The 19652-nt window shown below is 71.8% G+C and carries 20 protein-coding genes; 10 read left to right on the forward strand and 10 right to left on the reverse strand.

Features of this window, described 5'->3' with window-relative positions; genetic code table 11:
• The 6 genes from MNY62_RS14390 to MNY62_RS14415 form a co-directional block, all read left to right on the forward strand.
• On the forward strand, positions 1–1692 hold a 1692-nt coding region (locus MNY62_RS14390), incomplete at its 5' end, for a DUF4388 domain-containing protein (protein ID WP_242344871.1).
• A gap of 11 nt (positions 1693–1703) precedes the next feature.
• Positions 1704–3620, forward strand: coding sequence for a protein kinase domain-containing protein (locus tag MNY62_RS14395; RefSeq protein WP_242344872.1), 1917 nt, complete (start codon positions 1704–1706; stop codon positions 3618–3620).
• A gap of 67 nt (positions 3621–3687) precedes the next feature.
• Complete coding sequence (locus MNY62_RS14400) at positions 3688–4011, forward strand: hypothetical protein (protein ID WP_242344873.1); 324 nt, start codon at positions 3688–3690, stop codon at positions 4009–4011.
• Between the two features lie 2 nt (positions 4012–4013).
• Positions 4014–4781, forward strand: coding sequence for a roadblock/LC7 domain-containing protein (locus tag MNY62_RS14405; RefSeq protein WP_242344874.1), 768 nt, complete (start codon positions 4014–4016; stop codon positions 4779–4781).
• Positions 4782–4832: 51 nt separating this feature from the next.
• Positions 4833–5750: a HAMP domain-containing protein gene (locus MNY62_RS14410; protein WP_242344875.1), complete on the forward strand. Its 918-nt coding sequence runs from the start codon at positions 4833–4835 to the stop codon at positions 5748–5750.
• Positions 5751–5770: 20 nt separating this feature from the next.
• Positions 5771–6415, forward strand: a complete 645-nt coding sequence (locus MNY62_RS14415; RefSeq protein ID WP_242344876.1) for a hypothetical protein — start codon at positions 5771–5773, stop codon at positions 6413–6415.
• Between the two features lie 200 nt (positions 6416–6615).
• On the opposite strand, the gene MNY62_RS14420 is transcribed toward MNY62_RS14415, so the two are convergent.
• The 8 genes from MNY62_RS14420 to MNY62_RS14455 all read right to left on the reverse strand — a co-directional run bounded on the left by MNY62_RS14420 (position 6616) and on the right by MNY62_RS14455 (position 15576).
• Positions 6616–7875: a thiolase C-terminal domain-containing protein gene (locus tag MNY62_RS14420; RefSeq protein WP_242344877.1), complete on the reverse strand. Its 1260-nt coding sequence runs from the start codon at positions 7873–7875 to the stop codon at positions 6616–6618.
• A gap of 56 nt (positions 7876–7931) precedes the next feature.
• Entirely contained in the window at positions 7932–8714 is a 783-nt protein-coding gene (locus MNY62_RS14425) for a 3-hydroxybutyrate dehydrogenase (protein ID WP_242344878.1), read from the reverse strand.
• A gap of 10 nt (positions 8715–8724) precedes the next feature.
• Positions 8725–10044 (reverse strand): MFS transporter, encoded by a 1320-nt coding sequence (locus MNY62_RS14430; RefSeq protein ID WP_242344879.1) that lies wholly within the window; start codon positions 10042–10044, stop codon positions 8725–8727.
• Between the two features lie 45 nt (positions 10045–10089).
• Positions 10090–10737 (reverse strand): CoA transferase subunit B, encoded by a 648-nt coding sequence (locus tag MNY62_RS14435; protein WP_242344880.1) that lies wholly within the window; start codon positions 10735–10737, stop codon positions 10090–10092.
• Positions 10738–10749: 12 nt separating this feature from the next.
• A complete protein-coding gene (locus MNY62_RS14440) occupies positions 10750–11439 on the reverse strand; it encodes a CoA transferase subunit A (protein WP_242344881.1) in 690 nt (229 codons plus the stop codon).
• A 254-nt stretch (positions 11440–11693) separates the two neighbouring features.
• On the reverse strand, positions 11694–13187 hold the full coding sequence (locus MNY62_RS14445; RefSeq protein ID WP_242344882.1) for a sigma-54 interaction domain-containing protein: 1494 nt from the start codon (positions 13185–13187) through the stop codon (positions 11694–11696).
• A gap of 339 nt (positions 13188–13526) precedes the next feature.
• Positions 13527–14933 carry a hypothetical protein gene (locus tag MNY62_RS14450; protein ID WP_242344883.1) on the reverse strand — a complete coding sequence of 469 codons (1407 nt, stop codon included), beginning with the start codon at positions 14931–14933 and terminating at the stop codon, positions 13527–13529.
• A gap of 277 nt (positions 14934–15210) precedes the next feature.
• A complete protein-coding gene (locus tag MNY62_RS14455) occupies positions 15211–15576 on the reverse strand; it encodes a nitronate monooxygenase (protein ID WP_242344884.1) in 366 nt (121 codons plus the stop codon).
• Positions 15577–15618: 42 nt separating this feature from the next.
• Here MNY62_RS14455 and MNY62_RS14460 point away from each other — a divergent pair, with 42 nt between their 5' ends.
• From MNY62_RS14460 to MNY62_RS14475, 4 genes are all read left to right on the forward strand, one after another.
• Positions 15619–17013 carry a PP2C family protein-serine/threonine phosphatase gene (locus MNY62_RS14460; RefSeq protein WP_242344885.1) on the forward strand — a complete coding sequence of 465 codons (1395 nt, stop codon included), beginning with the start codon at positions 15619–15621 and terminating at the stop codon, positions 17011–17013.
• The gene (locus MNY62_RS14465; protein WP_242344886.1) at positions 17010–17666 is read left to right on the forward strand and encodes a hypothetical protein; all 657 of its coding nucleotides are present in this window, start codon (positions 17010–17012) and stop codon (positions 17664–17666) included. The genes MNY62_RS14460 and MNY62_RS14465 overlap by 4 nt, the downstream gene beginning before the upstream one ends.
• Complete coding sequence (locus tag MNY62_RS14470) at positions 17663–18202, forward strand: slr1658 superfamily regulator (RefSeq protein ID WP_242344887.1); 540 nt, start codon at positions 17663–17665, stop codon at positions 18200–18202. Before MNY62_RS14465 ends, MNY62_RS14470 begins: the two co-directional genes overlap by 4 nt.
• A gap of 68 nt (positions 18203–18270) precedes the next feature.
• Positions 18271–18540 carry a hypothetical protein gene (locus tag MNY62_RS14475; protein ID WP_242344888.1) on the forward strand — a complete coding sequence of 90 codons (270 nt, stop codon included), beginning with the start codon at positions 18271–18273 and terminating at the stop codon, positions 18538–18540.
• A gap of 31 nt (positions 18541–18571) precedes the next feature.
• On the opposite strand, the gene MNY62_RS14480 is transcribed toward MNY62_RS14475, so the two are convergent.
• The gene (locus MNY62_RS14480; protein WP_242344889.1) at positions 18572–18778 is read right to left on the reverse strand and encodes a helix-turn-helix domain-containing protein; all 207 of its coding nucleotides are present in this window, start codon (positions 18776–18778) and stop codon (positions 18572–18574) included.
• 122 nt (positions 18779–18900) lie between these two features.
• Positions 18901–19623 (reverse strand): response regulator, encoded by a 723-nt coding sequence (locus tag MNY62_RS14485; protein WP_242344890.1) that lies wholly within the window; start codon positions 19621–19623, stop codon positions 18901–18903.
• Between the last annotated feature and the right edge of the window lie 29 nt (positions 19624–19652).

Below are 19652 nucleotides of genomic sequence, written 5' to 3' on the forward strand. Positions count from 1 at the left end.
GGCCGGACCCCGCCGGCGCCCGGCCCGAGCGCGGCCGCGGGCGACCGCTGGGCGGCCCTGCGCCGCGCCATCGTGCGCGGCCACCTCAGCGAGGCGGTGACGCTCAAGCCGGCGCTCGGCGAGCGTCCGTCGACGCCCGCTCGCGCCGGCAGCGAGGCCGTGCAGGGCGATGAGCTCGACGGCTCCTTGCAGACTCTCCTCGACGGCGTCGGAAGCATCATGGCGGGCGACGGGGTGGGGGGCGAGCGGACCCTCCGCGCGCTCTCCGCGAGCGCGCAGCAGAACCTCTCGTTCCGATGGCTCGCCCGTTACTGGAGCGCGCGCGCCGCGCTGAAGAGCGGGAGCCTCCCCGCGGCGCGGGCCCATGTGAAGGAGGCGCTTCCCCTCGGGCGTCAGCTCGACCTGGAGGCGAGGGCGGTCACCGAGTGGGTCGCCGGCGACGTCCTCTCGCAGGACCGCGACGCGTCGCGCGCGCTCGCCTGGCTCCGCGACGCCCACGCGCTGTTCGAGCGGCTCGGGGATTCCTGGGGCCTCGCGCAGGTGTCGCTCTCCGAGGCGCGCACCCTCGCCGCGCTCGAGCGCGAGCAGGAGGCGGCCGAGGCCGCTGCCCGCGCGTCGGCCCTCGACGCCGCCTGGGACGAGCCGCCGGTCTTCCTCGCCCGCCGGGCGCTGCTCCGGGACGACGTCGCCGCAGCGGAGAAGATCCTCGAGCCCGTGAAGACCCCGGCCGCCGACCGCCTGCGCGCCGTGATGGACTCGATCCGCGGCGGCACGGTGAGCCGCGCCGACGCGAGCGAGTACCTGCGAGAGCACGACGCGCCGCCGAGCGCGCGCGCGATCCAGGCGCTGGGGCGCATCGCGAACGCGTCGCCGCGGTTCGTCCCGGCGCGCGACGCGCTCGCGTGGATGCTGCTCAAGGTCGGCAAGTACGCGGAGGCGGGCAGCGTGTTCCGCGGGCTCCTCACCCAGCCCCTCGCTCCGGGCGATCGCGCCTCGGTGATGCTCGGGCTCGGGTGCATCTCGAACGCGCAGCGGCCCTCGAAGGATCCCGCGGCGCTCCGCGCCGTGGTGACGGCGGCGTCCGCCCCGGCCCCCGCCGCGCCGTCCGCGACGCGGGAGCCGCCGCCCGTTCCTCAGCTCTCCGGGTCGTCGCTCCTCGCCCGCGGGGCGCAGGCGCCCGGCCCGCTCGACGCGGTGTTCTCCGGCCGCCTCAGCGTCTTCGCCTTCCCGGACCTGCTCGAGTTCCTCCGCAGCGCGAAGCGCACCGGGCTCCTCGTGTGCAGCAGCGCGCGCGGTGTCGCGGCACTCAGGCTGCGCGACGGCTGGATCACCGGCGGCGCCTCGCCGGGCACCCCCAGGGTGGGCGAGCTCCTCCTCCGCGCGCGGAAGATCTCGCCGCTGGCCCTGCGCGCGGTCCAGGAGGAGCCGGACCAGGTGATCGGCGACCTGCTCGTGCGCGAGGGCATCGCCGAGGCTGCGGCGGTGAAGGAGGCGCTCGAGCAGCAGATCGGGCTCGCCATCCGCGAGCTCGTCGACTGGAACGACGGCGAGTTCGCGTTCAACCGCGAGCCCGAGGGCGACGAGACCTCGACCCGGATCTCCGTCGCGCTCGATCCGCAGGCGGTGCTGCTGAACGTCTTCAAGGACATGGACGAGCAGGGCCGCCCGGTCGCCACCGGCGTGGAGCTCTAGGTCCTCGGCGCATGAACCGGACCTCCCCGACGGCCGAGCCCCGCGGTCCCGAGCAGGAGGACCTGACCCGCCTCGCGGGCGTGAAGCTCGGGAACTACCGGCTCGAGCGGCTCATCGGGCGTGGCCGGATGGGCGTCGTCTACCTCGCGAAGGACGAGGCGCTGCTCCGCCCCACCGCCATCAAGATCCTGTCGTGGAGGGTCGCGGACGCGCAGGGCCACGACCCCGTGCAGTGGTTCCTCACCGAGGCGCGCCTCGTCGCGCGGATCAACCACCCGCGCGTCGTCCAGATCTACGGCGCGGCGAGGCAGGGCGATCACTGCTACATCGCGATGGAGTACGTGGTCGGCTCCTCCGCGGAGGCCGTGATCGCGGAGCGGGGCCGGCTCGCTCCGGACGAGGCGACGGACATCCTGCTGCAGGCCGCGGCTGCGCTCGACGCCGCGCACCGCTCCGGCGTCATCCACCGCGACGTGAAGCCCGCGAACCTGCTCGTCGGGGATCGCGGCGTGACCAAGCTCGGCGACTTCGGCATGGCCCTCGGCTCGGCCGAGCTTCGGACCGGCACCGCCCACCTCCGCGTCGGTACGCCGTATTACACCGCTCCCGAGATCTGGAGCGGCGCCGCCGCGACGCCGGCCTCGGACATCTACTCGCTGGCCGCGACGTACTTCCACCTGCTCACCGGCCGCCCGCCGTACCCCGGTCCTGACGTGGCGACCGTCGAGCAGGGCCACCTCCGCGGCCGGGTGCCCGACGTCCGCGCGCTCGTGCCGACGCTGCCCGCCTCCTGCGCGGCCCTCGTCGCGCGGGCGCTCGCGAAGACGCCGCGAGAGCGCCACGCGTCCGCGCAGATCCTCCTCTGGGAGGGAAGGCGGGTGCTGCAGGACATCGTCGCGGCCGGCGCGTCGTCCCGCAGCGCAGCGCCGAAGGCGGCGCGCCCCGCGTCCTCGCCGGTGCCGCCGCCGGCCTCCTCGGCGCCACCGGCGCCCCGCCTCCTCGCCGAAGGGCTCGGGTTCATCCACCGTCCGTTCGGCGGCGGGGCGTCGGACGCCGGTCTGCGCGCGGGGGAGCCCTTTGCGGCGCTCCGGCGCCAGCTCGTCGAGGCCGTCCGGGACGAGGGCCGCCTCCTCGTCGCGCTCACCGGTGACGCCGAGGCCCGGACCGCCCTCTGCCAGGAGCTCTCGCGGGAGCTCGCCGGCGAGCGGCTCACGCTCGTCGTGGCCGCGCCGCCCTCGGCCGGGTCACGGGCCCTCCTGCAGGGCATCTGCAGGGCGGCGGGCCTGGCCGACGAGGCGTCCGAGGAGGCCTGCCTCGACGCGCTCGTCGAGCGCTTCGTGGACGAGCAGCGGCGCCTGGCGACGCCCCTCCTCGTGCTCGACGGCGTGACGGCGGAGCCCGCCTCGGCGGCGGGCCTGGCGCGCGTCCTCGAGGCCGCGCGCTGGTCGGGATCGTTCAAGGTCCTGCTCGCCGGCGCGCCGGGGCTCGTGGACGCCCTCGCGCGGGGCGGCCTCGAGCTCCCCACCGAGCGCAACCTCGAGCTCGCGGTGCCCCCCCTCGATCGCGAGGGGATCGCGGCCTACGTGCGGGCCGCCATCGAGGCGGCGCTCGCGCCCGGCGCACCCCCCATCGTCGTCTCGCCGGACGCGATGCTCCTCCTCGCGCTCCGCTCCGACGGCGTGCTCGGTCGGGTCGACTGCATCGCCGAGAACATGCTCGTGCTCGCCGCCGCGGAGCGGCGCCGCGTCCTCCGCTCCTGGCACGCATGGGTCGCGTCCGACGCGGAGCGGTGGTCCGACCGCGCCGCCGCGGCGCTGCCGCGGCCGCCGGACGTCTGGCCGCCGCCCGAGGTCATCGAGGTCATCGACGCGTGCCGGCGCGGCGCGGGCCTTCCTCCCTGGCCGCGGGGAAGGACGTCGCGAGCGTGACGACACGAATGCGAAAGACGCCGTCGCGCGGCGAGCCGGCCGGCCTTCCATCGCAAGGAGCGAGCGCATGTCGGACCTGACGCTGATCACCGGTCTCCCGGAGGTGAAGAGCGCCGTGCTCGGCGACCTCGCGGGCACCTTCTTCGACGCCGTCGAGGAGCAGGACGGGGAGGGCGTCTGTGCGGTGATGGGCTTCCTCGCGAGCCTCGTCACCCAGGTCGGCAACGAGCTCGGCCTCGGCGCCCTCGAGCGGGTGTCGCTCTCGGGCGCCGCCGAGGCTCACGCCGTGCTCCTGCGCGGCAGCTCGGTGATCGCGGCCCGCGTCGAGCGCCCCGGCGCGCTCGCCGCGGTCGAGAAGGCCTGGGACGACGCGCTCCAGGGGCGGAGGTGACCATGGACACGATCCTTCAGTCGCTCCTCGATCTCCCCGGCGTGAACGCGACGCTCGTCTTCGACGGGGACGGGCAGCTCCTCGCCCACCGCGGCCGCGCGGTCTACGACCGCGACCTGTGCCAGCAGGTGAGCGGCTGGCTCGCGAAGGCCGTCGACGCCGTCCAGCTCCAGCAGGGCGACTGGGAGTCGATGACCGCCCAGTTCGCGGACGGCAAGCTCCTCTTGCGGAGCCTGGGCCTCTCCCGTGACGGCAAGAGCCACGTCCTGGCCCTCGTCGCGGACGCCGCGCTGAACCCGTCGTTCGCGACCGTCGCGATCCGGGTGGCCATGGCCAAGCTGAAGAAGGCCCTCGACGGAGGAGGCGCCGCGTCCTCGCAGAACCTCGGCGCGCCCCCGGCGCCCCAGCCCGCCGCCTCGTCGTCCGTGCCCCCCTCCGACTCGAGGCCCGTCCTCGCCAACTCCGGCCTGAGCTGGTCGAAGATCTCGAGCACCGGCCTCTCGCGGATCGCCGTCGCCGATCCCGCCTCCGCCGCCTTCCTGTCCAGCTGCGCGAAGGAGCTCGCCCGGTACGTGGGGCCGATCGCGAAGGTGTACGTGGAGGAGAGCGTCCGACGCGTCTCCCCCGAGAACCCCTTCGCGCTCGCGGCGTCGCGAGCGCTCGTCGAGGACCTCGCCGGCCAGATCGAGGACGTGGAGGACCGCCTCAAGTTCCGCGAGACGCTCGCCGCGGGGGACCGGCTCAGGTTCCGCACGCTGGAGAAGCCCTAGTTCACTTCACCCGCAGGCGGGCCGCGGAAGAGCGGTCCGGGAGGTGAGTCGATGTCCATCGTCCGATCCGTGCGCGCGAGCCTCGCCGCGACGGTCTCGCTGAAGCTCGCGCTGCTCGCCCTGGTCCTGACCGCGGTCGCCGCGACGGTCATCACCGTCGGGCAGACGCGGCGAATGGAGGAGCTCACGCTCGAGAAGGCGCGCGTCGCCGCCTCCCTCGGCGCGCGGCAGTACGGCAACTTCTTCGACGACGCCATCGACAGCGGTCTCCTGACGGTCGCCGACGTCTTCGACCAGAGCTACACGCCCATCAAGGGATGGGAGTGGGGCGCGCACGCGAAGTACCACACGCGCTACGACGCCATGACAGATCGCGCGGTGCTCGTCTTCGAGGACAAGGTCCTCGACCAGGAGGACTTCGTCTTCGCGGTGGGCGTCGACGAGCGCGGCTACCTGCCCACCCACAACACCCGCTACCAGAAGGCGCTCACCGGCGACCCGAAGGCGGACCTCGTCGGCAACCGCTCGAAGCGCATGTTCGACGACCCGGTGGGCCTCGCCGCCGCGCGCAACGTGGAGCCCTCGCTGCTGCAGGTGTACCAGCGCGACACCGGCGAGACGATGTGGGACGTGTCCTCGCCCATCTACGTGAAGGGCAAGCACTGGGGAGGGTTCCGGGTGGGCGTGTCGATGGAGCGGATGGGCGCGCGCAAGCGCGAGCTCCTCCTGTCACTCCTCCTCGTCTTCGGCGCCTTCGCGCTCGTGACGATCGGAGCCATGTTCCTCGTCGTGCGGCAGGCGATGCGGCCCGTGGTGGCGCTCACCGAGACCGCCGATCGGATCAGCCTCGGAGAGGCGCTCGACACGCCCATCAAGTCGGACGCCATCGACGAGATCGGGAAGCTCACGAAGACCATCGATCGCCTGCGCGTCAGCATGAAGGCGGCGATGGCTCGGCTCGGCCACTAGGCGCACGAGGAGAATCGACCATGGTGCCCATGTCCCGCATGCGCTTCGCGATCCTCTCCCTCTCGCTCGCGGCCGCGTCGCCGGTCGCCGCGGGCGAGGCGCGCCCGCAGGTGATCCCGGCCACGGTGACCTCCACCGAGGGCCTCAGCTCGCAGGAGCGCGAGATGCTCGACCTCGCCGTCCGCTTCGCCGCGCGCTGCGCCGCGGTCCTGGACGGCTGGATCGACAAGGAGGTCGCGCAGGAGCGGCTGTTCAGCTTCCTCTACTACCCCGTCCCGGCGACGGATCCCCCGAAGTTCACCACCGACTGGGACCGGCTGTCGGATCGCGACATCCTCCCCATCGAGGAGAGCGTCCTCGCGAAGTCGCCGCTCATCCAGTTCGCGGTGATGGTCGATCGGAACGGCTACCTCCCCACCCACAACCAGCGCTACTCGCAGCCCCTCACCGGGAACCTGGCGAACGACCTCGTGAACAACCGCACGAAGCGGATCTTCAACGATCGGACCGGGCTCGCCGCGGCGCGGAACGAGGCGCCGTTCCTCATCCAGCGCTACCAGCGAGACACCGGCGAGACCATGGCGGACCTCTCGGTGCCGATCTTCGTCCGCGGGGTCCACTGGGGCGCGGTCCGCATCGGCTATCGCGCCGTGGAGGCGCGCTGACGGCGCGGGGACAGGCGTCGGCGGCGGGTCGCTGACGCGACGACGCCACGAAGTCGCCGTCGTGCAGACGCCGGCGCTCGCTCTCCAGCCCGCCCGCGGCGCGGCTGGAGAGCGGGTGCTCCGGTGATCGCGCCGGACGGCTCCTGCCCGCCGTGTTCGCGCCGGACGCGGCCCTGCGTCTGGGAGAGCGTTCCGCTACGTCATGCCGCTCTGCCGAGGACGCTCACGCAGTTCGTCACACCCGATCCGCCGACGTTGAAAGAGACCCCGATCTCCGGCTGCTTCCGCGTCGGGGTCGCTCCGATGGGCCGACCGCAGAGCTGCTTGTACAGGAGCGCGTGCATCGAGACGCCCGTCGCGCCCACGGGATGGCCCTTCGCCTTGAGGCCGCCGGACAGGTTCACGGCGCACCGGTCGTCACGCGTGAAGCGGCCCTCCAGGTAATCGAAGCCGGCGCGGCCGGCGCGGGACAGGCCGAGCGCCTCGGTCGTGAGGAGCTGGGCGATGCTGAAGCAGTCGTGCACCTCGGCGATGTCCACGTCCGCGACCTGGACCCTCGCCTCGGCGAAGGCGCGGCGAGCCGCCTCCCTCCCCGCCTCCAGCTCGTGCATGCCGGGTCGCGAGGAGATCGGCAGGCGTTCGTTCACGTGCCCGATGCCCATGATCTCGACCGCCGTCTTCCCTGCGCTCCTGGCGTCGTCGGTCCTCATGAGGACCACCGCGGCGGCCCCGTCCGTCACGAGCGAGCAGTCGTGCAGCCGCAGCGGCGCGGCGATGAAGGGGTTCTTCTCCGGTGGCAGGGCCAGGAGCGCCTCGGCCGTGAAGAGGCGGAGCTTGTCGCTCGGCCCACCCTTGCCGAAGTGCGCGAGCGGATTGTCCACGCCGTTGCGATAGCCGAGCGCGGCGACGGTCGCGAACATGCGCGCGAGGGCCGCGTCGTCGATGCCGTACCGGGCCTGGTAGCCCCTGGCGTAGCTCGCGAACAGCGCCGGGAAGGTCACGCCTCGCCCGCCCTCCTCGGGCCAGTACGAGCACGTGGCGAGCGCGTGCGTCACGCCCTTGGTGTCGAGGAGGTTCATCTTCTCGGCACCGACCACGAGCGCGACCTTCGCGCGACCCGCTTCGATGGCGTAGAGCGCGTTGTAGAGCGCGACCGAGCCGGACGCGCAGGCGTCCTCGCACCGGGTCATCGGCTTGAAGCGGAGCCCCGCCGGATCGATCTCGGTCGCGAGCGCGGCGAGGTGCTCCTGGTTCGCGAGGATCCCCGGCGCGCAGGCGCCGAGCCACACCCCGTCGACGTCCCGTCCCTCCATGCCGGCGTCCGCGAGCGCGCCCCTGCCGGCCTCGACCACGAGCTCGTGGATCGACTTCAGGTCGGACACCTCGCCCGTCTCCCGGTCCTTCCGGACGAGCGCGCCGAACTTCGAGTTGTAGGCCCCGACGATGCTCACCTGGCTCACGTCGCCTCCTCACGAGCTTCGGTCACTCCCGCACCCCGGCAGAGCGAGCGGAGCGGCTACTGCGCGGTCCAGCCGCCATCGACCGGGAGGGTCACGCCGGTGATCTGCGCCGCGGCCTCCGAGCAGAGGAAGACCACGACAGAGCCGAGCTGATCGACGGTCACGTACTGCCTCGACGGCTGCTTCTCCGAGAGCAGGATCCGCGCCGCCTCCTCCACGGAGACGCCGAGCGCCTGCGCCCTGGCCGCGATCTGCGGCTCGACCAGCTCGGTGCGCGTCCAGCCCGGGCCGACCGCGTTGCAGGTGATGCCCGAGCCGGCCGTCTCCAGCGCGACGACCTTGGTGAGCCCGACGAGGCCGTGCTTCGCCGCGACGTAGGCGGCCTTGTGCACGGATGCGACGAGCCCGTGCACGGAGGCGGTGTTCACGATGCGCCCCCAGCCGCGCCGCTTCATGTGCGGCAGCGCGTGCCGGGTGCTGTGGAAGGCGGCGGACAGGTTCGTCGCCAGGATGGCGTCCCACTTCTCCGCCGGGAAGTCGTCCACCGGCGCGGTGTGCTGGATCCCCGCGTTGTTGACGAGGATGTCGATCCCGCCGAGCTCCTCGACCGTCGCGTCGACGAGCTTCGCGACGAGCGCGGGGCGGGTGAGGTCGGTGCCGTCGTACCGCACCTTGACGGCGTTCTCGGCCTCGAGCACCGCCCGCGTGCGCTCGATCGCGCCGGCCTCGCCGAAACCGTTGAGCATCACGTTGCAGCCCTGCGCCGCGAGGGCGCGGGCGATCCCGAGCCCGATGCCGGAGGTGGAGCCGGTGACGAGGGCGCTCTTTCCGATGAGCATGCGATCCTCCTCACTCCTCGATGGTGCTGCGGTGCGTCTCCGCGGAGAGCGCGACGGACACCACCGTGATGAGGACGAGCACGATCATGTAGACCGCGATCGGCCACGGCTTGCCGTCGGTCCAGGCGAGCAGCCCGGTGGCGATGAGCGGCGAGAGGCCGCCCGCGAACACGGAGGCGAGCTGGTAGCCCAGCGAGGCGCCGCTGTAGCGCAGCCGCGCCGAGAAGAGCTCCGAGAAGAAGCTCGCCTGGGGGCCGTACATCGCGGCGTGGCCGAGGCAGAGCGGCAGCGCGATGGCGAGCCAGATCATGGCAGGCTGCCTCGTCGCCAGCATCGAGAAGAACGGGAACGCGAGCAGCCCGCAGGCGACCGCTCCCCAGATGTACACCGGGCGACGCCCGATCCGGTCCGACAGCGCGCCCCACAGCGGGCCGACGAAGATGTTCACGAAGGAGGCGATGAGCAGGCCGTTCAGCGCGATGACGCGGTCCACCTTGAGCTGCGTCGACACATAGGTGAGCGCGAACGTCGTGAAGACGTAGAACAGGCCGTTCTCGGCGAACCGCGCGCCCGCGGCGAGCAGGATGTTCTTCGGGTGCTTCTTCAGCACCTCGACGATCGGCATCCGGGACTCGTGCTTCTGCTGCTTCACCTTCTCGAACACAGGGGACTCGGCGACCTTCATCCGGATCCAGAGGCCCACGCCGACGAGGAGGAAGCTGAGGAGGAAGGGCACACGCCACGCCCAGGAGAGGAAGTCGCCCTCGGGCATCTTCGAGACGTAGCGGAACACGAGCGTCGAGAGCAGCAGCCCGATGTACGCCCCGATCTGCGGCCACGATCCGTAGAAGCCGCGGCGGTTCGGAGGCGCGTGCTCGACCGCCATCAGGACGGCGCCGCCCCACTCGCCGCCGAGCCCGAACCCCTGCGCGAGGCGCATCGTGACGAGCAGGATGGGGGACCACACGCCGATGCTGGAGTACGTCGGCAGCAGGCCGATGGCGGCCGTCGCGATCCCCATGATGAGGAGCGTCAGGTACAGCATGTTCTTGCGGCCGATGCGGTCCCCGTAGTGGCCGAAGACGATGCCGCCGATGGGCCTCGCGATGAAGCCGACCGCGAAGGTGGCGAACGCCGCGATGGTCCCCACGAGCGGGTCGAAGGTGGGGAAGAACAGCTTGTTGAAGACGAGCGCGGCGGCCGTGCCGTAGAGGAAGAAGTCGTACCACTCGATGGAGGTTCCGATGAGGCTCGCGAGCGCGACCTTGACGCTCTCGCGATAGGTCGACTGCGGGTGCGCTTCAACCGAGGAGACGGCGGGGACGGCCATGAGGTGCCTCCGGTCAGGGTGTTGGGGGCTTCGGTGAGGAAGACGTCAGCTGCGGAACGGCGGCGCGAGGAGGAGGGGCGGCTCGGTGGAGGCGCACACGTCCTGCGCGGTGAGGCCCGGCGCGACCTCCACGAGGACGAGGCCGCGCGGCGTGACGTCGATGACGGCCCGGTCGCTGATGATCCGCTGGACGACGCCCTTGCCCGTGAGCGGAAGGGAGCACCGGTTCAGGATCTTCGGCTGACCCTGCTTGTTGACGTGCTCCATGAGGACCACGATGCGCTTCGCGCCGTGGACGAGGTCCATCGCGCCCCCCATGCCCTTGACCAGCTTGCCGGGGATGGTCCAGTTGGCGAGATCGCCCGTTGCCGACACCTCCATCGCGCCGAGGATGGCGAGGTCGATGTGGCCGCCCCGGATCATGGCGAACGACTCCGCGCTGCTGAACACGGAGGCGCCCGGGATGACGGTGATGGTCTCCTTCCCGGCGTTGATGAGGTCGGGGTCGAGCTGGTCCTCCGTCGGGTAGGGCCCGATCCCGAGCAGCCCGTTCTCGGACTGCAGGACCACGCGCCGGCCGGGCGGGATGAAGTTCGCCACCAGCGTCGGCATGCCGATGCCGAGGTTCACGTAGTAGCCGTCCTGGATCTCCTGCGCGGCTCGCTGCGCGAGCTGCTCTCTCGTCCATCCCATGTCGCCCGCCTCCTAGGCCCGCACGGTCCTGCGCTCGATCCGCTTCTCGACGCCGGCGCTGGCGAGCACGCGCTGTACATACACGCTCGGTGTGTGCACCTGGTCCGGGTCGATGCTGCCGGTCTCGACGACCTCCTCCACCTCCGCCACGGTCACGCGGGCGGCCGTCGCCATCACGGGGTTGAAGTTCCGCGCGGTGAGCCGGTACACGAGGTTGCCGAGCCGGTCCGCGCGCCAGGCCTTGACGAGCGCGAAGTCGGCGGTGAGGCCGCGCTCGAGGAGGTAGGGCTTCCCGTCGAAGATCCGCACCTCGTGCCCGTCCTCGATCGGCGTGCCGAAGCCGGCCGGCGTGTAGAAGGCGGGGATGCCGGCGCCGCCGGCGCGGATGCGCTCGGCGAGCGTGCCCTGCGGCACGAGCTCGACCTCGATGTCGCGTGCGAGCAGCTGCCGCTCGAACTCCTTGTTCTCGCCGACGTACGACGCGACCATCTTGCGGATCTGCCGGTTGCGGAGCAGCAGCCCGAGCCCCCAGTCGTCCACGCCGCAGTTGTTCGAGATGACGGTGAGCCCGCGAACCCCCTTGTCGCGCAGCCCTTCGATGAGCCGCTGGGGGATCCCGACGATCCCGAACCCGCCGGCCAGGAGGGTGGCGCCGTCCTCGATCCCTGCCAGCGCCTTCTCGATGGAGTCGCACACGGTCATCGTTCGCTCCGCGTCGGTGAGGCCGGCTGGCTCGCCCGGACGCCGTGGTCCAGGTGCCAGCCCGGCGGACGCTATGCGGAGCAACGAACGGGCCAGGCGCGCGATCGCGCGAATGTCCTGTGGATCTCCGGGGCGGGGTCGCCGGCCCCGTGGCGCCGCTCCAGGTTCCTGGAAGCGGTGCGCAGCCGGGCCTCGCTTGCCGCGCCGCGGCAACGCTCTGGGCGGGCTCCTGCGCGGGAAATCGCGGCAGCGCGTCAGCGCGTGCGGCGCGTTCCAGCGCCGTGGACGTCGCTCCGCGAACCTGGAACGGCGACCGGCGGGTGCGCCTCTTCCGCGATGCCGTATTGCTCGATCTTGGCGTAGAGAGACGACTTGCTGATGCCGAGCCGCGCGGCGGCCGCGAGCTTGTCGCCCTCGGCGTCCTGCAGCGCGCGCCGGATGGCGTCCTGCTCCGTCCGCCGCAGGAGGACCTTGAGCGTGGGGCCCTCGTCCTCGGCGTCGGGCTCGCCCCCGACCGCCCTGGGGAGGTCGGCCCTGCAGATGGCGCGTCCCCCCTTCACATAGAGCGCCTGCTCCAGGACGTTGCGCAGCTCCCGGACGTTCCCGGGCCACCGGTATGCCTGGAGCGAGGCGGCGGCCTCGGGGTCGACCCCCTCCACCGGGATGCCGGTCTCCTTTTCCAGGCCGCGGAGCAGCGCCTCGACGAGGAGCGCGATGTCCTCCCTGCGCTCGCGGAGCGCCGGGATCTCGAGCTTCAGGACGTTGAGGCGGTAGTAGAGGTCCTGCCGGAACGTCCCCTCCGCGATGAGCGCCTCGAGGTCCTTGTTCGTGGCCGCGATGATGCGGACGTCGATCGACTCCGGCTCGACCGCCCCCACGGGCTCGATCTCCCGCTCCTGGAGGACACGCAGCAGCTTCACCTGCATCGCGAGGGGCAGCTCGCTCACCTCGTCGAGCAGGAGGGTGCCCTTGTCCGCGAGCGCGAACTTGCCCTTCTTGCCGCCGCGGTTCGCGCCGGTGAAGGCACCCGCCTTGTAGCCGAACAGCTCGGACTCGAAGAGCGTCTCCGGGATGGCGGCGCAGTTCACCTTGACGAAGGGACCGAGCGCCCGCGCGCTCTCGAGGTGGATGGCGTGCGCGAAGAGCTCCTTGCCGGTGCCGCTCTCGCCCTTGAGCAGCACGGTGGTGTCGCTCCGCGCCACCTTGCGCGCGAGCGCCTTGGCGCGCTCGAGCGCCGCGCTCGTCCCCACGATCTGCGAGAAGGAGTACTTCGCGCCGCCACGCCGGTGCAGCTCGTTCTTGTAGAACTCGAGCTCCTTCTTGAGCGCGGCGAACCGGCCGGTCATGGTGAAGAGGTCGTCGACGTCCCGGAACATGACCTTGCCCACGACCGCGACGACCTTCCCGCTCTCGAAGATCGGGATCCGGTGGCAGATCATCTCGTGGCCGCGGATCTTCTGCAGCTGCGCGATCTCGGGGACCCCGGTCTTGGCCACGATGTGCATCCGCGTGTTCTCGACCACCTCGGTGACGTGGCGGCCGATCATGTCGGCCTGGGGCAGACCGAGGAAGGTGGCGTAGGCCTCGTTCGTCTTGAGGATGTTGCCGTCCACGTCCGTGATGAGGAGCCCCTCGTACGCATGGCCGAGGGCCTCCTCGAGCATGGCGTGAGCGCGCTCCGAGGCGCCGACGCGCGCCGCCAGGCGCCTCAGCAGGCGGTGCGTGAATCCTCCGCGCCGGACCCTCATGGCGGCATTGTAAGGCAGTCGGAGCCTTCGGACGCGGGCGGCCCACCGGCGGCGCGCACGGGACCCGAAACAGCGAAGCCGGCGCACACACCCGTCCACCGCGCTTCGGATGCCGGACTCGATGAGGCAGCCCGGGAGCGCCTTCGAACCACCGACACGGAAATGTTCGAGCCCACCATGCGCCTCGTGACCACGTGAGAGGGAGCGCGCGCCGAGCTGCCAGCCGGCTGGCTGCGACCACGCCGCAGGGCTCTCGCCCTCGCGGCACGCGCATACAGGCCCGCGCGAAGAGCCCCGGCCCCCGCGCGGTGGCAGAGGCTCTTCGCGCGGCGGGGCGAGCTAGAAGGAGTAGTTCGCCGTCGCGACGAACTGGTTCCCCTCGAGAGTGACGTCCCCCGCGAACGTGGCCGGGGTCCCGGTGTAGGTCGCGTTCTTCGTGCGGAAGTTGAGCCACTCGAAGGCGACCGCGTAGGCGCCGTCGCGGTACTGCAGCATGAAGTCCGTCGTCTGATTCCGGAGGAGCTTGAACTGGGCCTTCTTCGCCTGGTCCTCGTCGAGCTTCTGCAGGCCATAGAAGCCCCAGACCGAGAGCTCCTTCGTGACGTTGTAGCCCGCCTGGCCCCACCCGCCCCACGAGTACACATCCTGTACCGCGCCCGCGGCCGGCGTGGCGCCGGGCGCGCCGGGGGTGCCGATCGCGCCGCCGGACTGGAACTGCACGAGGTTGCCGAGCACCGGGCCCGTGTTCTTCCCGTAGTAGCCGCTCGCGGCGATACTCAGCGGGCCGAACGCTCCCTTCGCGCCGACGTTGCCGGCGAGGACGTCGAGCCTGTCCGCGTTGCCGTCGGCTCCGTCGGTGCCCGCGCCGGTCAGGTCGACGCGATTCCAGTGTCCGGCCGCGAACGCGCTCAGCGCGGAGCCGCGCGAGGCGGTGACGCGCGCCTCGACGGCCGGCAGGGAGGACGCCTCACCGAGCGACACGCCGTACGGAGTGTTCGGGACGTTCACGCCGATCCCGCTGGACGCATCGTTCCACTGGCTGCGGCCGACCTCCCAGGCGAGCTCGACCTTCATGTCCGGAGCGCCGAAGGTGTGAAAGCCGAACACGCCAGGGCGGCGCCAGCCGATGTTGCCGGTCGCATACCCGAGCGGAAACGCGACGTGCGAGAGCGAGGTGGGGCCCATCGCGAAGAGGAGGTCGTTCAGCTGGCCGACGTCGATGCGGTGGTTTCCCCAGTTCAGCTCCGAGTATGCGAGGCGCATTCGGTTCAGGATCGAGACGTTGCCGAACCCGCCCGCGCCGAAGCCCTGGAAGAAGTCGATCTCGAGGACCGCCTGAGGCGTCGCGCCAGCGAGGACCACCGGGCCCTTCACGCCGAAGTTGAAGCGCGACTGGCGGACGTCGAAGCCGAGCGCGTTCTTGTCGGTCGTCGGCTGCGCGCCAGAGACGAAGAGCGCCTGCTGCCCTTCGCTGAGCCCGAGGTTCGCGTCCTGCACGTACCCGGACGCCGAGACGAAGCCGTGCAGCGTGAACGTGAACGGCGGGGCCGCCGCCGCCGGACTCGCGGGCGCGGCAGCCGGACTGGCGGGCGCGGCGGCGAGCGGTGCGGCTCGAGCCGCGGGCGCAGCGGCGAGCGGGGCCTGCTCGGAGAGCTTGGCTTCGCCTGCGCCAGGCCTCGTCTCCTGTGCCTGGGCGAGAGAGGCGAAGCAGACGAACAGTGCAACGACGATCGGCTTCGGTGTCACGAGGCGACCTCCGACGTGGGACGGGCGTAGTGGGGCAGCGAAGGGCGGTACGGACCGGGTGACGCCGTGGGCCAGGTGCCAGCCCGGCTGACGTTATGTGGAGCAACGAACGCGCCAGCCGGGGACCACCAGAATGTCCCGTGGATCGACGGGCTGGCTCGCCGCCTCGGTGCCGCCGCTCCAGGTTCCTGGAAGCGGGTGCGCGACCGCGGCTCGCTTGCCGCGCCGCGGCAACCCTCAGGCTGCGGCTCCCGGAGAGGGGAATCGCGTCAGCGCGTCAGCGCGTGCGGCGCATTCCAGCGCCGTGGACGTCGCTCCGCGAACCTGGAACGGCAGGACGGTGCGCGCCTTCCGGCGTCCCGGGCGCGATCCTCCAGGGCTCGGTCGCGGGCGAGCTCTTCACGACCTTGCCTTCGCGGGGACAGGCGGCCGGCGCGGGCGCCTCGTGCGGCGTCGCGGCGGTGCGGAGCACGACCGTGCCAGCGCCGCTCGAGCGCCTCCCCGCGAGGTGACCGCCGCCGAGCGAGCCGAGCGCTTCCGCCTCGCGCACGGCCGCGGCGAGCTCGGGCGTGCCCCGTCCGCCCGCGAGCGGCGCGAGCTCGCCGGAGCGCCGTCGTACGCACGCGACGGCCGACGGAGACACCTGCCGCGTTCGCCCACCGTGAGGCATACTACGCGGGTCCGGATGCGCTCCGAAGTCGTGCAGAACCTCCTCGTCCTCCTGGCGGGGGCGGCCCTCATCAACACCGTCTTCGCGGCGGCGCTGTGGCGCAGCACGCGCGATTCGCTGTTCCGGATGCTCTTCGTCGCGTGGGCGACGGTCATCGTGTCCGCGTTGCTCCAGAGCGCGCTCACGCACAACCACCTGATCGTCACGCTCGGCTTCGCCTCGGTCTTCATCAACAACGCCGCCTTCGCGCGCCTCCTCGCCGCGGTCGTCGAGGTCACGGTGCCGTGGCGCAGGCTCGTCCTCCTCCTCGTCGGGGGGCTCGCCTGCTCCGCCGTCGCCGCAGCGGCGGGGGGATCGTTCGTCCTCGTCTCGGCGCCGACCGCGATCGCGGTCGCCGCGCCGGCCGTGACGGTCGGAGTCAAGGTCCTCCGCGAGCGCTGGTCCACGCTCCACGCCCAGGGTCGCGCCCTCGCGCTGAGCTGTGTCCTCTTCTCGGCGCACAACCTCGACTTCGTCTTCCTGCGCGACCGGGAGTCGCTCGCGCCGGTCGGGTTCACCGTCGCGTTCCTCGTGATCTTCGCGATCTCGATCAGCGCGCCCGCGGCGTTGCTCGAGGTCGTGACCAAGCGGCAGGCGCGCCTCGCCGCCCAGCTCGAGATCGCGCGCACGCTCCAGGCGCGGCTCGCGCCGAGGGACGCCCGGCTCGACGCGCTCGAGTTCGCCTGCCACATGCGGCAGGCCGACTCGGTGGGCGGCGACTACCTGCAGCACTTCAAGATGGGGGACAGCGAGTGGTTCTTCGCGGCCGACGTCGTCGGCCACGGGTTCCACGCGGGGCTCCTCGCCCTCATGGCCCACAGCGCGCTCTCGTCGATCATCGAGGCGCGCCCCGAGGTCTCGCCGCGCGAGCTGAACCACCTCGTGAACCGGGTGCTGTGGCGGAACCTCGCCCAGCTCGACGACCGGCGCTACATGACGATCGTGGCGATCCGGCGCGACGATCGCGGCCGCCGGCTCGTCCTGAGCGGCTGCCACGCGGACCTGCTCGTGTACCGCGCCGCCTCGCGGGAGGTGCAGACGCTCGCCGTCGAGCACTTCCCGCTCGGCGTCGGCTTCACGCCGGAGCTCGCCCTCGAGCAGATCGGCGACGCCACGCTCGAGCTCGGCCCCGGCGATCTGGTGTTCGTCGCCACGGACGGGGTGTTCGAGGCGCCCCGTCTCGGGCGCCACGAGCTCGGGCTGTTCGGCGCCGAGCGCGTGGTGGAGCTGCTCTCCGCGTGCGGCGGCGAGCCGCTGGCGGAGATCCGGCGGCGGCTGGTGGAGCGGCTCGACGACTTCACCGAAGGGCGCTATGCGGACGACGTCGCGTTCTTCATGCTGCGCGCTCGCCCCGAGGGAGCCCCGGCGTGAGGCTCCGGCTCGAGATCGCCGCGCGCTCCGCCGACGTGCTGCGCTGCCGGCAGCTCGTGGGCGAGGTGTACCACCGCCGTTACGGCGTGGTGTTCTCGAGCGACACCTACGACCTCGACAGGAAGATCGAGCCCTGGCCGCACCGCTTCCTGATGGGGTTCCTGAAGGACGAGCTGGCGGCGGTGTCGGGGCTGTACCTGCGCAACACGTACGTGGAGCGCTTCGGGGGCGTGACCGACGACGAGATCGGCGCCCACCTGCGCGAGGCGGGGCTCGAGGGAAGGTACGACCCCGCCGCGAGGCGCGAGCTGACGAAGCTCGTCATCGCTCCGCGCTTGCGCAACTCGGGCCTCGGCCCGCTGTTCGTCGCGATCGCCCACGCGCGCGCGTTCGTGGAGCTCGACGCCGCCCTGCCGCCGCTCGTCACCTTCTGCGTCGTCCGATCGATGAGGCGCCTGGTCGAGCGGCACGGGATCCGGCCACGGCACCTGAAGCCGTTTCCCCACTACAAGGTCCACGAACTCTACCGGTCGGAGCGGAACCCGATGGACAGCTACCTCGTCATCCCGGAGCTCGACGTGCCGGCCGCCTTCCGCGACCTCCGCATCCCGGGGGAGCACGAGCTTTCCCCCTGGCAGGGAGACGAGCGATGAGCACCCTCACCGTCCTCGGCGCGTTCCCCGAGGCCTCCGCCCAGCCGCTCAGCGCGATCGAGATGGACCTCGTTCCGATAGACCTCGTGACCGAGTGGCGGCGATGCGGCATGATCGCCGACTTCATGGCCGATTACATGGTGCCCGGGTTCGAGCAGCGCGAGACGGCCCGCAGCGTCCTCTCGACCGTGATGAACGAGCTGGTCGAGAACGCCGCCAAGTTCAGCGCGGACACCCGGTCTCCGGCGCGCGCGTCGATCCGCCATCACGGCGAGGTCGTACACCTCGAGGTCCGGAACGAGGCGACCGAGAAGCACGTCCAGAGCCTGCGCGAGCTGCTCCCCGTCCTCGCGCACGACGAGGCGACGGCCGTGTTCCGGCAGCGGCTGCAGGATCGGCGCGGGCTCGGGCTCGCCCTGCTCGCCAGGGACTACGGAGCGACCGTGGGCGCCACCGTCCTGCCCGCCGGCCCGGATGGAAGGGTCACGGTCTGCCTGCGCGTGGTACTGAGCGCGGCGGAGGTCGAGCAGCGATGAAGTCGGAGCGGGCGGACTACTCGGTCGACGCTGGGCAGTCACCGGGGACGTGGCTGTTGCGCGGAGTGATGCGCCTCGATTCCCCCGAGGCCTACGCGCGGGCGTTCGAGCCCATCGTCGCCTCGCTGGCGAAGCTCCCTTCGATCTCCATCGACCTCTCGCAGGTCGTGTTCCTGAACAGCTCGGGGATCCGTGCGCTCGCCGACGTGCTGCTCGTCGCGCGCGAGAAGCGCTGCCAGGTCAAGCTCTTCGGGAGCGCGGCCGTCCCGTGGCAGAAGAAGCTCGCGAGCTCGCTCACGGCCCTCTTCCCCGAGATCGTGATGCGCATCGACCGCTGAACCGTCGCGCCGCCGCGGGCGGCGAGCGGGGTCACTCGAGCAGGGACGTCGGCGAGACCGCGAGGGCCTTGGCGAGGGACTCGAGCGTCTCGAGCGGCGGCGTCCGCTGCCCGCGCTCGAGCATCGAGATGTACGACACCGAGAGCCGCGCCTTCGCGGCGAGGGACTCCTGCGAGAGCTTGCGGCGGAGACGTTCGCTCTTGAGGTTCAGGGCGAACTTGTCGGCGAGACGCGGCATGGATGCTCCTGGGTAGCGGGTGCCCAGCGGATGGTTGTTGCGGAAACCGCAACATCGATTGCGCGGCCCGCACGAGCGACACTACCACTCAGCGTGCGGCTTCACCAGACCGTGCACGTACACTATTTGCGGGACCGCGCCGCGGGGAACGGGACGTCGTACCGCGCGAGCAGGCGGCGCAGCGAGAAGTAGGAGATGTCGAGCGCCTTGGCGAGACCGCGGGGGTCGCGGTCGAAGAAGCGCGTGGCGGCGAGGAGATACCGGCGCGCTGCCTCACGGAAGGGGAGAACGTCCTCGCGCGACCGGAGAGGCCAGAGCCCCGGCATCGTGCCGACGAGCTCTCCAGCGAGCTGCGCCAGCCTGCCGCGGGCCTCCTCCACGTCCGCCTCGTTCTTCTCGATCGTGTGCGTGAGTCGCCGGCGCTCGACCGCCAGATCGACGGCGTGGGCCAGCGCTGCGCTGGACTCGTCGTGGCAGTCGAAGAAGAAATCCGCGCCGGCCATCACCGCGGCCATGGCGTCCGACGCACCCGCCGCCGTCGCGTACGCCAGGATCGCGAGGCGCTCGTGCGCCTCGCGCATCTCCCGGATCGTCTCGAGCCCCGGTCCCCTGGGCAGCTCGAGGTTCACCATCGCGATGGTGGCCCCGGACGCGCGCCTCAGCGACTCGGGGCCGCTCGAGGCCGTGAGCATCCTGAACCGGCGGTGAGTGCCAGGCTCGCCCGGTCGCTCCCGCCCCAGAACCTGGGCGAGCCGCTCGCGGAGAACTCGGCGGTGGGCATCGTCCGGGGCTACGAGCAGGAGCACGTCGTCGAACGTGTCGGGATCCCTGCGGATCGCGCTCATCGCGCCTCGTCTACCACGACTGGTCCCGT

The sequence above is a fragment of the Anaeromyxobacter terrae genome, assembly GCF_022690685.1.
In the GTDB taxonomy this organism is placed as follows: Bacteria; Myxococcota; Myxococcia; order Myxococcales; family Anaeromyxobacteraceae; genus Anaeromyxobacter; species Anaeromyxobacter terrae.

What these genes read in the sequence shown, in the direction of transcription:
- MNY62_RS14485 (WP_242344890.1), bottom strand. Translation starts at nt 19,623, where the DNA reads ATGAGCGCGATCCGCAGGGATCCCGACACGTTCGACGACGTGCTCCTG.
- MNY62_RS14435 (WP_242344880.1), bottom strand. Translation starts at nt 10,737, where the DNA reads ATGGGATGGACGAGAGAGCAGCTCGCGCAGCGAGCCGCGCAGGAGATC.
- MNY62_RS14480 (WP_242344889.1), bottom strand. Translation starts at nt 18,778, where the DNA reads ATGCCGCGTCTCGCCGACAAGTTCGCCCTGAACCTCAAGAGCGAACGT.
- MNY62_RS14415 (WP_242344876.1), top strand. Translation starts at nt 5,771, where the DNA reads ATGGTGCCCATGTCCCGCATGCGCTTCGCGATCCTCTCCCTCTCGCTC.
- MNY62_RS14395 (WP_242344872.1), top strand. Translation starts at nt 1,704, where the DNA reads ATGAACCGGACCTCCCCGACGGCCGAGCCCCGCGGTCCCGAGCAGGAG.
- MNY62_RS14475 (WP_242344888.1), top strand. Translation starts at nt 18,271, where the DNA reads ATGCGCCTCGATTCCCCCGAGGCCTACGCGCGGGCGTTCGAGCCCATC.
- MNY62_RS14410 (WP_242344875.1), top strand. Translation starts at nt 4,833, where the DNA reads ATGTCCATCGTCCGATCCGTGCGCGCGAGCCTCGCCGCGACGGTCTCG.
- MNY62_RS14460 (WP_242344885.1), top strand. Translation starts at nt 15,619, where the DNA reads ATGCGCTCCGAAGTCGTGCAGAACCTCCTCGTCCTCCTGGCGGGGGCG.
- MNY62_RS14470 (WP_242344887.1), top strand. Translation starts at nt 17,663, where the DNA reads ATGAGCACCCTCACCGTCCTCGGCGCGTTCCCCGAGGCCTCCGCCCAG.
- MNY62_RS14440 (WP_242344881.1), bottom strand. Translation starts at nt 11,439, where the DNA reads ATGACCGTGTGCGACTCCATCGAGAAGGCGCTGGCAGGGATCGAGGAC.
- MNY62_RS14400 (WP_242344873.1), top strand. Translation starts at nt 3,688, where the DNA reads ATGTCGGACCTGACGCTGATCACCGGTCTCCCGGAGGTGAAGAGCGCC.
- MNY62_RS14425 (WP_242344878.1), bottom strand. Translation starts at nt 8,714, where the DNA reads ATGCTCATCGGAAAGAGCGCCCTCGTCACCGGCTCCACCTCCGGCATC.
- MNY62_RS14430 (WP_242344879.1), bottom strand. Translation starts at nt 10,044, where the DNA reads ATGGCCGTCCCCGCCGTCTCCTCGGTTGAAGCGCACCCGCAGTCGACC.
- MNY62_RS14405 (WP_242344874.1), top strand. Translation starts at nt 4,014, where the DNA reads ATGGACACGATCCTTCAGTCGCTCCTCGATCTCCCCGGCGTGAACGCG.
- MNY62_RS14445 (WP_242344882.1), bottom strand. Translation starts at nt 13,187, where the DNA reads ATGAGGGTCCGGCGCGGAGGATTCACGCACCGCCTGCTGAGGCGCCTG.